The sequence below is a fragment of the Paenibacillus sp. J31R122 genome, assembly GCF_056269185.1.
This window is the reverse complement of sequence record NZ_JBWDNM010000011.1, coordinates 216566-230615: the sequence shown is the minus strand read 5'-3', so window position 1 is coordinate 230615 and position 14050 is coordinate 216566. Positions and strand designations below refer to the sequence as shown.

The following is a 14050-nucleotide window of genomic DNA, read 5'->3' as shown; positions in this document are numbered from 1 at the left end:
TCCATACTCCTTATTTCTTCTTTTTGGGAAGTAATTTAATTCCCTGCACCATTGGCGAGCGGCAAAGCGGACAAGCGCGCTCGGATGTCTGAGAGTCTTCGTATGTGATAATACGCTGCCATACCTCGCATGAGCTGCTGGTACATAGCCAAGCTAACGCGGATTCCGCATCGACGTTTGAATCGTCTTCCTTTAGAAAGGCTGATCGAATAAAACGGGATAGCTCGGATGGCTTGCCGTGGTATATAGCTGGCGAACTAATATAAAGTTCTTCTTGAGCGCGAGTAACGGCAACGTAGGCGAGGCGTCTTTCTTCCTCTAAGGCTTCGGCTTTCGTGTCAGTTCCCGTTTGAATCGAGCTGCGGTCGCTTAGCTTATCTGCGGCGAGGGCAGAGCTATGCGGAAGAATCCCTTCCGTAGCGCCAATGATAAACACAATTGGAAACTCAAGTCCCTTCGATTTGTGGATGGACATAAGCGATATTGCGCTGCGATCATGGTGCTGCTTCTGCTGCTGCTTTAAGGCTGTATGCTTGTCCGTTATATCATCAATATAAGTAATAAATGCTTCTATAGAATCGTGTGCGCCTGCTGCGGCCTCAAGCTCATCAAGCACTTCCTTGAGGCCCTCCTTATGCTCGGTCAAATCATGACGTTTACTCGTTTCAAGGAATTGATCATAGAAAGCTTGGCGAAGCTGAATGATGGCGGCGGCTGGCTTGACGTCGGATAACGATTTAATGAGCTTGATTCGTTCTTTCACTTTGTCCTTCTGGAAATCCTTCAGCTGCGGCAATTCGAGTAGATGGATAAGCGGCCACTTCTTAGCGCGCAGCTTGTCTTGATTCCAAATGAAGGCCATAGCCTGCTCGCGATTTACATATAAGGTTGGCAGCATGCTCTCCATCGCATCAAAATTACGACGATCGATGGCAAGCCTTAAATGTGCCAGCAGCGGCTTGATGGTCCATTGGTTGTAGAAGAGCTGGCCGTCTCCGAAATCGATGAACGGCAGCTCGCGTGTGAGCAGCAGCTCGACAAGGGCGCGACTGCTGCTGGCTGTTCGGAAAAGGACAGCGTAGTCGCCATATGACCGTTCTCCTAGCTTTGTTTGAGCAAGAATCGTATCCGTGATCAATTGCGCTTCATCCTGAGTTGTTTTGAGACGAGCGTAGGAGGGATTAACACCATTTGGCTTAACAGCTAGCAGCGTCTTCTCCTTGCGAAGCTTATTAGATTGAATAATGGCATTGCCTAGACCTACGATAGTGGATGTCGAACGATAGTTGATATCCAATACAATCGTAACGGCCTCTGGGTATTGCTTCTCAAAGTTTAATATATAATCATTCCGCGCACCGTTAAAAGAATAGATCGTCTGGTCGTCATCGCCTACGACCATGAGGTTACGGTGCTTCTCAGCCAACATTTGTACCAGTTTATATTGCACTTGGTTTGTATCCTGAAATTCGTCGATCATAATATATTGGAAGCGTCTTTGCAAAGAGGCTAGCAGCGCAGCATCTGAGCACATCAAGCGATAGGCTTCAAGAAGTAGATCGTCATAATCCAGTTTATCCTGATCTTTCTTCCACTGCTCGTAGCGTGTGAACAGGAGCTTGAGCTCTTTCTCTTCTGTCGTTTTTTCCGGTAAATCGTTAATGCTGATCATTTGCAGCTTAATCGCGGAGAGCTGGGCTAGCAGCGTCTCAGGTTCATAGTCATTTTGCAGAAGAAGCTCCCGTATTAGTCGTTTGAAAAAAATATGCTTCTGCCCAGTTTCTCCGAGTATCGACTGACGATATCCGCGGCCCCTTAGCAGCTGCAGACAGAATGAATGAAAGGTGCGCGCTTCTACGCCGCTCGCTGCCTGCGCATCAAGAACAGGCAGCGAGCGGATGCGACCGCGCATCTCGTCGGCTGCTTTCTTGGAGAAGGTCATGAGCAAAATATGCTGTGGTTGAATATGCCGTACAGCAAGCAAATAAGCGGCGCGGCAGACGAGTACCGATGTTTTGCCCGATCCAGCTCCTGCTAGTGTCAGCGCGGCGCCTGTATGATGACGAACCGCAGCAATTTGCGGTCTATTTAATGAAATTCCATATTGCTCCAAGGATCGGAAGAACGCCGCGTCGGATTCTTTTGGGCCTACAAGCTGGAGGCTTGTCTCTGCTTCTGCCTTACTGGCAACAGGGACGGCGCTGTTAGGAACACCAATTGGGATTGTATAATATTTGTTGCTCAGAAAATCACCTTCAGAAATAGGATTCATTAATTATAACAGATGCCAAATCGATAGGTAGACTTAGGAGGAAAAAAGATGATTCAACCAGCATTGAAAGAAGAAGTACATGAGGTATTGCCGTTACTGCTTGCCGCAATTGGAGATATTGCTTATACGCTCGCGGGTACGGACGATGAGATTGAGGCAAGACAGATTTTAGCGGATTTCTACATACAGGAAGGAAATCGAATTAGCTATGAAAATGTAATTGTTGATAAAAGGGACGAGTGTATTGCCGGAATGCTTATAAGCTATGGAGGTGATGGCGCCGACATGCTGGATCGGCCTTTTGTCACACGGATAGGACGTGAAAAGGGTCTGAAAAAAGGTGATATTATCGCGTTGGAAGCCAAAGAGGGTGAATATTATTTGGATTCAATCGCGGTGGATGAGCGCTACCAAGGACAAGGAATCGCAAGAGAATTGATGGCAGCTTTTGAGCAACGGGGGAGAGAGCAGGGCTATGCGAAGGTGTCGCTAATTGTCGAACCGGAAAATTCGCGCGCCTATTCTTTATATCAGAAGCAGAATTATATCGAGGATGGTTTCATCGATGTAAGTGGCACACGCTACATTCGAATGGTGAAGCCTGTTGAACCAGAGGTATCTAACTGATATCTAATAGGAAAGTTAATTATGGAATAATAAGGAACTTTACGGTAAGATGAAAGTAATTTTAGGCCTATAGGAATGTTACTTTCATCTGAACCGGGAGCGTGTTGTTTATGGATAGTGTTAGCTTTAAATCCAAATTAGCGTATAGCTCAGGAAACTTATCGGTCAATTTGCTTGCACAAGCATTCGCGGCGTATATCGTGTTTTATTATGTCGACGTTCTTGGTGTAAGACCTGGCCTAGTAAGCGTTGCGATGGTCATTCACGGTATTGTTAATGCGGTGCTTAATCCGCTGTTTGGACATATCTCTGATCAAACACGATCACGCTTCGGCAGGCGTATTCCGTACATGATGTTTGGTATGGTTCCGCTTGCGGCATTGTTTACCGCTATTTGGTTTCCAGTAGGGACAGGTATGGCTTTGTTTTGGTATTTTCTTACCATTGTACTCTTGTACGATGTGTTGTTTGTTATGGTTGTATTGAATTATTCGGCGTTATTTCCGGAAATGTTTACAACTATTAAGGAGCGCGCGAGCGTATCCGCATGGCGTCAAATGCTCGGTATTATTGGAATGATTATTGGCGTGGCATTGCCGCCATTATTGTACGGCAATCTGGGCTGGGGAACGATGGGTGCTGTTTTCGCGGGAGTTGCCCTTCTATTTTTCATTATTATGGTATCTGCTAGCAAAGAGAATTCAGCAGTTCAACAACCAAGCATTGGGTTTGTTAAATCGCTAAAATATACGTTTACGAATAAAGCATTCGTTTTTTTTGTTCTAGGCAGCTTCTTTACGCAGTTTACGTTTGCGATGATTCCCGCAGCTATTCCTTTCTTCACGAAATATGTGTTAGGAGCGACCGAGGACAGTAATACAATTATGCTAGGCGCCATTTTTGTAGCGGCCATTCCTTGTGTATACATATGGGGAAGGCTTGTACAAAAGTGGGGAACCCGTACTACGATCATGGTAGCAATCAGTTGCTATGCGGCAGCTATGCTGCCCTTTCTTTTTGCATCTAACGTAGCCTCCGCGGCAATAGCAGCCGCTGGCGTTGGAATAGGACTTGCAGGGTTAATGGTTTTGCTTGATATGCTGCTTTCCGAAATTATCGATGAGGATGAGAAGCGGACAAATGTTCGAAGGGAAGGTATGTATTTTGGGATGAACGGCTTTATTGTCAAGTGGGGAATATCGCTGCAGGCTGTCGTACTTGGGATCATATTAGAAACAAGCGGATATGTGAAGGATGCGGCAGAGCAAACGGATATAGCAGTATGGGGCATTCGTTCGATGTTAAGCGTAATTCCGTTCATCGTTCTGTTGATCGCTCTCATTTTCTTTTACTTGTATCCTATTCGCAGCACCAATGCGACCCTGCCAACGAATAAACAAAGTGATCACAGTATATGACAAAAACACTTGAATGGACGAAACAAAATAGACTGCTCATTTTATTATTTACAGCAGGAGCTATTGTGCGTCTCATGTATGCGGGATCGATTCCCGGCGGCTTAAATCAGGATGAGGCATCTATCGGCTATGAAGCGTATTCGATTCTTCATTATGGAATAGACCGCAATGGTGTTTCACTGCCGATGCATTTAATCGCGTGGGGAAGCGGGCAAAATGCCTTATATGCTTATTTATCAATGCCCTTTATCTATTTGTTTGGTTTAAATGTGTTAACGGTCCGCGCGGTTAGCCTTTTATTTGGACTAATTAGTATGGTTTTATTTTACTTAATAGCCAGCCATTTATTTAAAAATAGGCATGCAGCGGCAACTGCTGCTTTCCTCATCGTCATTTGCCCTTGGCATATTATGATGTCGAGATGGGCTTTAGAATCGAATTTGTTTCCTTCACTTGTGTTGTTAGCTGTGTTTTTTTTATTTAAAGCCATTCAACAGCCGAAATGGCTGATCGGATTTACGATTGCTATTTCCGCTTCCTTATATGCATACGGCACGGCCTATTTTTTTGTCCCTGTGTTCGTACTAGGACTCACCGTTTTATTTGTTGTGAAGAAGACCTTCAAGCTGTATATACTACTATGGAACGCAGCTGTCTTGATCATTCTATCATTGCCGATTCTACTATTTCTCTTGATAAATAGATTTAACTGGAAAGCTATAGAGGTTTTTCAATTCTCCATTCCGAAGCTGACTGTGCCTAGAGTGGAGCAGATCTCGACTGCATTTCAAGGCGAAGCGATCTCTATGCTCATACATAACTTTAAGCAGTTCATTAATCTGATCATCACTCAAAATGATGGCTTGCTATGGAATGCCTTACCTCCGTATGGATTTTTATATCCACTTGCGCTTCCTCTTATAGGGATAGGAATTATAGTCGTCAGCACAAAATTGTTCAAGCAGCAAGACACAGCTACTGCTGTTATAGTACTGTGGTTTTTAACCGCGGTCACGATGACGTTTATTACGGATGTGAATATCAACCGAGTTAACATTATCTTTTACCCTATCGTTATGCTGGCTGTGTACGGTTTAGTGTGGCTTCGATGCCAAATAAAAGCTCTATTTTTCACTGCTATTGCTGCTTTTTCTATTTCTTTTCTTTTCTTTTGTGTTAATTACTTTACCGAATATCCTGAAAAAATTAGTCCGCTCTTCTATGAATCCTTTGGGGAAGCAGTGGAGTACGCTTCGGATGCGACAGATGGCAACGTATATGTAACAGACAAAGTTATGATGCCTTATATTTACGTATTATTTTATGAGAAAATAAATCCTCATCATTTCTTATCGACTGTGAACTATGTAAACCCTGGCGGTCAGTTTCAGTTCGTTCAGTCATTTGGTAGGTACTATTTCGAGGAGCCACAAATTAGGCATGGCGAGGATGCTGCTTATATTTTCTCGAATGCTGAACAGCACCCAGCGGTGGATTCGGGTTACACGATCAAACGCTTCAAGCACTATACAGTAGTCAGTGGCAGCAGCTCAGTTGTTGAAGGCAGGCTCATGAACCATTTAAAAACGGATAAATCGATAGAATGAAAAGGGTACGCTCCTAAGCTTAGTTTATAGCTTGGGAGTGTACCCTTTATTTTAACTTATCCAATTGATTACTGGTTCAAGCTGTCTTAAGGCTTTGCAGGAGGTTGAAAGGGTCTTAGAAATAGCTTGGGAATTTCAGTCTCAAACCGCATAAGCTCACCTGTGATTGGATGGGCGAAGGCTAATATCCGCGCATGCAGCCCAAGGCGGCCGATCGGCTTCGTGCGAGCGCCATATTTTTTGTCGCCGACAATAGGGTGTCCGATATCCTCCATATGGACGCGGATTTGATTTTTTCGTCCGGTCTCAAGATGAACCTCAAGCAGTGAGAATTCTTTGCTCGTACGAATCACTTTGTAGTGGGTGACCGCATGCAGACCGTCATTCGCATGAAAGCTGGAGTACATCTTTAACGTCTTGCTTTCTCTTAGCCAAGAAGTAATCGTTCCTTGCTCCTTCTTAATCGTTCCTTCAACGAGAGCGACATATATCCGTTCCTGTACAGTGTCATGCCAGCTATTTTGCAGCAGCTGCTGAATCTTCTCACTCTTTGCAAACATCATGACTCCTGAGGTGTCGCGATCCAGTCGGTGTACGATAAAAATCCGGTTTTTTGGGTTTTCTATGCGTACATGTGCGGTCAATTGCCGATAGGCGGTCAATTCGTCTGTCTTCGCGGAGTCGGATGCAACGGACAGTATTCCCGCATCCTTCAGAATGATAATAATGTCTTCGTCTTCATGCATGATAGAAACTCCGACCATTTGAGGTTTTTCCTTTGGTCGCTCCTTGCTAATCGTAACCGTCTGACCTGGCTGCAGGGGGAAATTGTAGGCCGTTGTAAATTTTCCGTTAACCGCCACTTGTCCATTAGCCAAAATTGATTTAACAACATTACGTCCAGCACCCGATATATTCTTTATAAGAAAAGGAAGCAGCTCCATCGGTTCAGTAACCGGATAGGATTTACTTTTGTCTGCTTGTTGAGCTGGGCGCTTTCTCCCCATATTCATGCCAAAAACCTCCTAGATTCAATGCTCCTACTATAACACGACTAAAGGCAACTTTTCTAATTGTTCTATTTATAGGAAAGTGTTAAATCTATGAAAAGCATTTTCATAGACAAGTTATTGAGTAAGGTGGTAGGATGAATGTATTAAAAAATGGAAAAGGTTAGGTGAAGTGATTACGTGAAAACAAAATTAATTCAAGCATTGCTTTGTCCACTTCTAGTGACTGGACTATTGCTGGCTCCACTGCCTGGGCTCAGTCATTCATCTGTAAACGCAGCAAGCGCTGCGACGACAGCGTCAGCCGCTAAGACGAAGCAAATAGAAGTGTTTGTAGATGGGTCGAAGCTGTCATTATCTGCTCCTGCATATAAGGTGAATGGCGTTACTTTCGTTCCAATGAAAGATATCTTCACGGCGCTCGGCGGTACGGTAGTGTTGGAAACGAGCACACAAACGATTATTGGCCGGAAGGACAATATTTCTATTTCTCTTAAAATAGGGAAGAAAGAAGCGATCGTTAACGGCAAGACGATAGCGCTAGATGCTGCGGCGGTAATATCCAAGGGCGTTACCTTTGTACCCGTTCGTTTTATTTCGCAGTCACTTGAAGCCGAAGTGGAGTGGGACAGCGCTGCAAATGCGGTTCGTATTACATCTTTGGAAGAAGCAGAAGCTATTGAGTATGAGGAATGGCTTGAAGAGCAGAATAATAGACCTGTGTTTACCCCGAAAGAAATCGTAGATACCTTTGATGAAAGAGTAGTTACGATATATACGAATTGGGGGCAAGGAAGCGGTGTTGTTATTGGCGAGCAGTTGATCCTCACTAACTATCATGTAATGATGGACGCCTCCTCCGCTACAGCCGTTTCTATATATGGAGACGAGCTGAAAATAGCAGGTGTAGTCAGCTATGATAAAGAAGCGGATTTGGCGATCATTAAGACGGAGGAAATATTAGAACTTCCATCAGTAGCAATCAGTTATGACTTCTTATCTCGCAAAGGAGAAAAAGTTGTTGCGATTGGCAGCCCGGAAGGGTTAGAAAATACAGCCTCAGAGGGTCTAATAAGTAATATCATTCGTGAAAATGGCGTCACCTATTTTCAGACAAGTGCCCCAATTGACCACGGCAGCTCAGGGGGAGCGCTCTTTAACGAATACGGAGAGCTTATTGGTATAACGACAAGCGGTCTCTCCAATACGAACGCTGATTTGAATTTCGCGGTGTCGATTACACATGCAGCCCTTTTGAAGGATGAGGTAACTGATGCTATGATCAAGAACGCGAAGTTTCTGCCTTACAGCTTGCCTGATACGCTTGTAGGGGCGTCAATGGCTGATATACAAAAGCTGATGACTTCTGAATATTCATCTCTACAGACATCAGAAGGAATAGCTGAATTTACAAAGTGGGAAGCAAAAAAGGATTCAAATGGATGGCTTGTATTGACTGCTAACATCGATCCGGACTTCTATTTATATTATGGAGCCTCAGCCTCAACAGCGGAAGAGCTTCGTATTTGGTCTTTGAATTTAGGATATGAGCTTAAGCGAATGCTTCCTGATGAGAAAATTCAACTGCTTATATCTTTTGAAAATGATTACGGATTCGAGATTCGAGGTGCTAATGCCGGTGAGTTAACCTCGCTAGGTAACAATAAATGGCGCCTTAGATATTCGGTCATTGATATGCAGCTTAAGGATAAAATTTATATTAAAATGAGATTCCAAGCGTAAACGGCTGTCGGCTTCCTTGGCGGCTAAGCTCGTTTCGCGGTGGTTATAAAGAATCGGATAAAACGTATACATTCTCTATAACTAGAAATTGGGGTGTTTGTTGTCGCGAAAAGCGACAATGGACGCCTCTTCTTTTTTTCATTCATTTTCGGTACAATAGAAGTCATGCTGCTTTACAGCCTGCAGAAGTTCAAAATTTGATGTATAAGCATTCGCTTAAGTTAGAGAGGTCATGTTATGAAAGTCGTACTGTCGACTTTAAATGCTAAATTTATTCACACCTCGCTTGCGCTGCGCTGTTTGAAGGCGTTTAGCGGAGAAAGGTTCGATATCGATATTGCGGAATATACGATTAAAGATCCGGCGATGAATATCGTATCGGATATTTTTTCACGTAATCCCGATGTGGTTGGTTTTTCGTGCTATATATGGAATATAGAGGAAACTATAACTGTCATTAATATGCTGCGCAAAATAAAACCTGAGGTCAAGATCATCCTTGGTGGACCGGAAGTCAGCTATGATATGGATTATTGGATGGATAGAATTCCAGAGGTTGATTTCATCGTTGTTGGTGAAGGCGAAGAGACCTTTCATCATCTGCTCACCGAAATTGAGGGCGATGGTAAATATCATATGGTGTTTGGGGTTACTTACCGGAAGCAACGGGAAGATCGTGTAGAGGTTCTTATTAACCCGCCACGGCCAAAGCTGAATTTGAACGAGCTGCCTTCGCCGCATCGTTTCCAGGAGGATATCGCTAATTTAGGAAGTCGAGTCGTTTATTTCGAGACAAGCCGCGGCTGTCCATTTAGCTGTCAGTTCTGTCTATCCAGCATCGAGGTTGGCGTTAGATACTATGATATGGAGCGAACGAAAGCTGATATCTTGTATCTAATTGATGCAGGGGCTAAGCTGATTAAGTTCGTTGACCGTACCTTTAATATCAAACGTGATTACGCGCTTGAGATTTTTCACTTCTTAATCGAAAATCATGGTGGCTGCGTATTCCAATTTGAAATTACAGCCGATATTATGCGTCCTGAAGTGCTGGATTATTTGGCTGAGCACGCGCCTCCGGGCATTTTCAGATTTGAGATTGGCGTACAATCTACGAATGATCCGACCAATGAAGCGGTTCAGCGTCGTCAAAATTGGTTAAAGCTTGTTCGTACTGTATTGAAGGTGAAAAATTCAGGTAAAATCGATCAGCATCTAGATCTAATTGCTGGGTTGCCATTAGAAAACTACGATACATTCCGTGGAACATTCAACGATGTATTCGAGCTTCGCCCCGAGGAGCTGCAGCTTGGCTTCCTCAAAATGCTTCGTGGAACTGGCCTTCGTCGTGAGGCCGACAAATGGGGTTATATTTATATGGATAGATCCCCGTATGAAATGCTTGGAAACGACTTGATGCCATTTAGCGATATCGTTCGCATTAAGCGAGTGGAGGATGTGCTGGAGAAATATTGGAATGCGCACCGGATGGATCATACGCTGCTTTATTTAGTAGATCGAGTGTTTCCGTCGCCATTTGATTTTTTCCAATCGTTCGGGGATTTCTGGGAAAGAAGCGGCTGGCAGAAGATCGGACATCAGCTGGAGGATCTATTCTCAAGACTTTGGGCATTTCTGGGGTCACTGCCACTTGCAGACGCGAATGCAATCGAGTCACTTCCGTCAACAGAGGACAAATCCATTGAGAAGATTGTTTCATATGACCAAGTGATCACAACTGCTGGAAACCGATTAGACACTGAAGTTGTGCTAGGGCTGATGAAATATGATTATTTTCTCAATCATAACTACAAGCCTCGCAAAACATGGTGGGAATTCACGATGGATAAAGCGATATGGAGCGGCTGGATGCGTCGTTTGGCTGAACGCCCTGCTGATGTGTCGGAAGAATTCGCGGCGCTGCGCTTCGGCGAGAAGGAGCTGCACAAGCACGCTGTTATTGAGAAGCTGCCTTTCGATTTGGCAGCATTCCTTGCGACTGGCGAGATTAATAAAGAACGACACACGTTACTCGTTGTTCTTTATGCTCTGGAAGCAGGCAGCAGCAAACCTAAGCCTAAGCCGTTCATGCTCTCGATCGAAACGGAAAGTGAAGTTCTTCAAGGGAAGTAGTTGTGTAAGCAAACGAATTATACAGGCGTAAACGGCTGTCCTGTCGCCGTCCTCTGCGGAAAAAGCGATCGTTTCGCCGAGATAGAAATAACAAAGGCTGACCCTTGGTAGATAATTCTACTTTGGAGTCAGCCTTTTTTAGTTGAGGCTTAATAGAGGGTGAATTTAGATCTTATTGCGCAGGAACAATGCTTCTAAGTATCGTCATGCTTCCGGAAAGCTCATAACCGCCCAAGTTAGCAGGAAGCAGGAAGCTTTCTCCAGCTTTCAGAGCTTGTTCGCCATCTTCCCATTTCAACTGGCCTTCACCGTCAGCAACGACAAGAATGACGAAGCTTTCAAGTGAGGTAGACAGCTGCCACGGAGCCGATACGATCCCTTTTTCAACGACAAAATAAGGAGAGGAAGCAATGGTTAGCCATTGACCGGCTACAGCGTGATCAGTTCTCATTCGCTGAGCTCCTGCGCCGCTATAAGCAATAACATTAAGTGAATCCTCGATATGAAGCTCGCGCATTTGACCGTCTAGCCCTGGTCGGTCATAATCATGCAGGCGATATGTTGTATCGGAATTTTGCTGAATCTCAGCAACAACAACTCCTGAGCAGAGTGCGTGAACGGTACCCGCCGGGATATAGAATGCATCTCCAGCTTCAACAGTTACTTCCTGCAGCGTATCCATAATGCGTCCTTCGTTAATAGCAGCTTCCATGGCAGTACGGTCGATTCCGTCCTTAAGTCCATAAATGATTTTTGCGCCAGGCTTAGCGTCAAGAATATACCACATTTCAGTTTTACCTAGCTCACCTTCTGGAAGCCCTTCGTAAGCATCGGTAGGATGCACTTGAATCGAAAGATCATCATTGCAGTCCAGCAATTTGATTAGAAGCGGAAAACGTCCCTTTTCGGAATAGCCTTGCGTACCAAACCATTCGCGTCCGTAGGTCTCACGAATGTGATCGAGACCAACGCCAGTAAGCTCGCCGTTCATTACTTTTGTTGTACCGTTCGGATGATCGCCGATCATCCAGCCTTCCCCGATTGAACCTTCAGGCAGTTCAAGGCCAAATGCTTCGAGCGCTCTTCCTCCCCAAATGCGTTCTTTCATTTCTGGTTTGAATTGTAATGGATATGGTTTTACTGTCATCTCTTATTCCTCTCCCATGTGAAAAAATGATAGGTATAGCACTTGCTGTTTTAAAGCTAACGTTTCTCTGCTGCAATTAAATAAGGCGCTGAAGGGCGCTGTGGTTGACGGTATGTAACAGTCTGTGCCAACGGCTGCGGAAGCTGAGCGGCCCACGCCTCGACTGCAGCTGCTTCTTCCGCGCCGCCGGGATGCCCCGGATACAGCACACAGGTAACAATACCTCCAGGACGCAGCAGCATAATTGCCGCGTCCAGCGCGGCTATAGTTGTATCGGACTCCGTAATGACCGATTGATCATCGCCTCCAGGCAAGTAACCGAGATTAAACATAACGGCGGCTACCTTCCCTGTGTAGACCGGGTCAATCCATTCAGCCATTTGAGCGTGATTAGCTAATATAAGCTTTACTTCAGCAAGTTTATCAGAGGTGCTTGTATGCAGTCGCTCCTTCGTGCGGTTTAGCGCATCCTGCTGTATGTCGAAGGCGTATACGGTACCCTTGTGGCCTACGAGCTCCGCCAGAGCAAGCGTATCGACGCCGCCTCCTGCGGTTGCATCTATTACGATGTCACCATTCGCAGCACGTTCAGAGATCCATTTGCGCGCCATGCTTAATACGGATAGAAATCCCATGCTATACCTCCAGCTGCCATAGCTTGCCTTGCCAAGTGTTACGTCTGCGCAGCTCATCGTCAAAGGCGTTAAGCACTTCCCATTTTTTGAGACTCCACATCGGTCCGATCAAGAGATCACGCGGGGCATCTCCTGTTAGACGATGAACAATCATCTCGGGCGGCAGAAATTCAAGCGTATCCACGATTAGCTTCACATATTCATCCTGCTCTAAAAATTGCAGCAGTCCTGCTTCATATTGCCGAACCATAGGCGTCTTGCGCATAAGATGGAGCAGGTGGATCTTGATTCCCTGTACATCCATTTTAGCTACAGCGCGGCCGGTATCAAGCATCATTTCATGTGTTTCTTGCGGCAAACCGTAAATGATATGCGCACAGACGCGGATTCCACGCGCGCGCAATCTTTGAACGGCATCGATATAACATGCGGTGTCATGAGCACGGTTTATAAGCACAGATGTTGACTCATGGACCGTCTGCAGACCCATCTCCACCCATAAATAGGTGCGCTCATTCAGCTCGGCTAAATAGTCGACAACATCATCGGGCAAACAGTCAGGACGCGTAGCGATCGATAAGCCGACAACGCCGGGCTGCTGCAATATAACTTCATAATATTCGCGAAGCTCTTCAACTGGCGCATACGTATTGGTATAAGCTTGGAAGTAGCCGATATATTGTGCTTCCGGCCACTTCTGGTGCTGACGATCACGAATATTGTTGAATTGGGTGACGAGGTCATCTCGTCTGCTGCCGGCAAAGTCTCCTGACCCTCTGGCGCTGCAAAATGTACAGCCGCCCTTTGCAATAGACCCATCGCGATTTGGACAAGTAAAGCCAGCATCAAGCATAACCTTAAATACTTTGCCTCCAAATTGCTCACGCATTTCGTAATTCCATGTATGAAATCGTTTATCGTTCCAAAGCATTGGCTGTTCCGGCGACGTGTGTAATTCAATCATCGGTTTTCCCCTTCTTTCAAAACGTACACTCCTTATTTTATCGAAAAACGAGCGAAATTACCATGTTTGATCTATGGATGTCTCATGAACGTTCGGAAATCGCTTTATTTGGAAATTATTTTTGTAATATACAATTTTGGGCTTGTGTAACCTTACATGAAGTGTTATATTAAAAGTGCGACAAAACAACAAATAAACCTAACACAGCCCATATGAACCTGAATACATGAAACGTTGCTTGTCTGGAATTCGGTTAAATAAATCGATGAGGTGATATGAGATGAGTACTATCGCTAAAATACCGCATGGCGACGAAACAGTTAAGGTTGAATTGACAGTTAAAGAATTGATGGCTCTGACGGGTGTTCGATTTCACAATAATCATAGTGTAGAAATTTCCGCCCGCAAGAAGCTCAATGAAGTGCTTATAGGAACATACCAGAATGAGCAAGAAGACAACAGCGCGATCCCATATCAGCTGCTGTTATAAGCTC

Annotated in this window: 11 protein-coding genes; 6 read left to right on the top strand and 5 right to left on the bottom strand. The window is 44.9% G+C overall.

What is annotated here, in order from left to right:
• Positions 1–10: 10 nt before the first annotated feature.
• The gene (locus AC0YN7_RS19275) at positions 11–2272 is read right to left on the bottom strand and encodes a UvrD-helicase domain-containing protein (RefSeq protein WP_475811643.1); all 2262 of its coding nucleotides are present in this window, start codon (positions 2270–2272) and stop codon (positions 11–13) included.
• A 48-nt stretch (positions 2273–2320) separates the two neighbouring features.
• Here AC0YN7_RS19275 and AC0YN7_RS19270 point away from each other — a divergent pair, with 48 nt between their 5' ends.
• The 3 genes from AC0YN7_RS19270 to AC0YN7_RS19260 all read left to right on the top strand — a co-directional run bounded on the left by AC0YN7_RS19270 (position 2321) and on the right by AC0YN7_RS19260 (position 5924).
• Positions 2321–2899: a GNAT family N-acetyltransferase gene (locus tag AC0YN7_RS19270; protein WP_475811642.1), complete on the top strand. Its 579-nt coding sequence runs from the start codon at positions 2321–2323 to the stop codon at positions 2897–2899.
• Between the two features lie 110 nt (positions 2900–3009).
• Positions 3010–4317, top strand: coding sequence for an MFS transporter (locus AC0YN7_RS19265; RefSeq protein WP_475811641.1), 1308 nt, complete (start codon positions 3010–3012; stop codon positions 4315–4317).
• Positions 4314–5924, top strand: coding sequence for a glycosyltransferase family 39 protein (locus tag AC0YN7_RS19260; RefSeq protein WP_475811640.1), 1611 nt, complete (start codon positions 4314–4316; stop codon positions 5922–5924). Before AC0YN7_RS19265 ends, AC0YN7_RS19260 begins: the two co-directional genes overlap by 4 nt.
• Before the next feature lie 86 nt (positions 5925–6010).
• Here AC0YN7_RS19260 and AC0YN7_RS19255 read toward each other — a convergent pair whose 3' ends face one another.
• Positions 6011–6937: an RluA family pseudouridine synthase gene (locus AC0YN7_RS19255; protein ID WP_475811639.1), complete on the bottom strand. Its 927-nt coding sequence runs from the start codon at positions 6935–6937 to the stop codon at positions 6011–6013.
• A 177-nt stretch (positions 6938–7114) separates the two neighbouring features.
• On the opposite strand from AC0YN7_RS19255, the gene AC0YN7_RS19250 reads away from it, so the two are divergent.
• Both AC0YN7_RS19250 and AC0YN7_RS19245 read left to right on the top strand, forming a co-directional pair.
• Entirely contained in the window at positions 7115–8677 is a 1563-nt protein-coding gene (locus tag AC0YN7_RS19250) for a stalk domain-containing protein (RefSeq protein ID WP_475811638.1), read from the top strand.
• 237 nt (positions 8678–8914) lie between these two features.
• Positions 8915–10810 (top strand): B12-binding domain-containing radical SAM protein, encoded by a 1896-nt coding sequence (locus tag AC0YN7_RS19245; RefSeq protein ID WP_475811637.1) that lies wholly within the window; start codon positions 8915–8917, stop codon positions 10808–10810.
• Positions 10811–10982: 172 nt separating this feature from the next.
• On the opposite strand, the gene AC0YN7_RS19240 is transcribed toward AC0YN7_RS19245, so the two are convergent.
• From AC0YN7_RS19240 to mnmL, 3 genes are read right to left on the bottom strand one after another with little or no spacing between them, the layout of a single operon-like run.
• A complete protein-coding gene (locus AC0YN7_RS19240; RefSeq protein ID WP_475811636.1) occupies positions 10983–11957 on the bottom strand; it encodes a type I phosphomannose isomerase catalytic subunit in 975 nt (324 codons plus the stop codon).
• Between the two features lie 56 nt (positions 11958–12013).
• A complete protein-coding gene (gene mnmM / locus AC0YN7_RS19235; protein WP_475811635.1) occupies positions 12014–12592 on the bottom strand; it encodes a tRNA 5-(aminomethyl)-2-thiouridylate-methyltransferase MnmM in 579 nt (192 codons plus the stop codon).
• A 1-nt stretch (position 12593) separates the two neighbouring features.
• Positions 12594–13556, bottom strand: coding sequence for a tRNA modification radical SAM protein MnmL/YtqA (mnmL, locus tag AC0YN7_RS19230; protein ID WP_475811634.1), 963 nt, complete (start codon positions 13554–13556; stop codon positions 12594–12596).
• Between the two features lie 280 nt (positions 13557–13836).
• Between mnmL and AC0YN7_RS19225 the strand changes: the two genes are divergently transcribed.
• Entirely contained in the window at positions 13837–14046 is a 210-nt protein-coding gene (locus AC0YN7_RS19225) for a hypothetical protein (protein ID WP_475811633.1), read from the top strand.
• The last annotated feature ends 4 nt before the right edge of the window (positions 14047–14050 follow it).

Coding starts and splice junctions, on each gene's coding strand:
- AC0YN7_RS19275 (WP_475811643.1), bottom strand. CDS start 2,272: ATGAATCCTATTTCTGAAGGTGATTTTCTGAGCAACAAATATTATACA.
- AC0YN7_RS19270 (WP_475811642.1), top strand. CDS start 2,321: ATGATTCAACCAGCATTGAAAGAAGAAGTACATGAGGTATTGCCGTTA.
- AC0YN7_RS19265 (WP_475811641.1), top strand. CDS start 3,010: ATGGATAGTGTTAGCTTTAAATCCAAATTAGCGTATAGCTCAGGAAAC.
- AC0YN7_RS19260 (WP_475811640.1), top strand. CDS start 4,314: ATGACAAAAACACTTGAATGGACGAAACAAAATAGACTGCTCATTTTA.
- AC0YN7_RS19255 (WP_475811639.1), bottom strand. CDS start 6,937: ATGAATATGGGGAGAAAGCGCCCAGCTCAACAAGCAGACAAAAGTAAA.
- AC0YN7_RS19245 (WP_475811637.1), top strand. CDS start 8,915: ATGAAAGTCGTACTGTCGACTTTAAATGCTAAATTTATTCACACCTCG.
- AC0YN7_RS19240 (WP_475811636.1), bottom strand. CDS start 11,957: ATGACAGTAAAACCATATCCATTACAATTCAAACCAGAAATGAAAGAA.
- mnmM (WP_475811635.1), bottom strand. CDS start 12,592: ATGGGATTTCTATCCGTATTAAGCATGGCGCGCAAATGGATCTCTGAA.
- mnmL (WP_475811634.1), bottom strand. CDS start 13,556: ATGATTGAATTACACACGTCGCCGGAACAGCCAATGCTTTGGAACGAT.
- AC0YN7_RS19225 (WP_475811633.1), top strand. CDS start 13,837: ATGAGTACTATCGCTAAAATACCGCATGGCGACGAAACAGTTAAGGTT.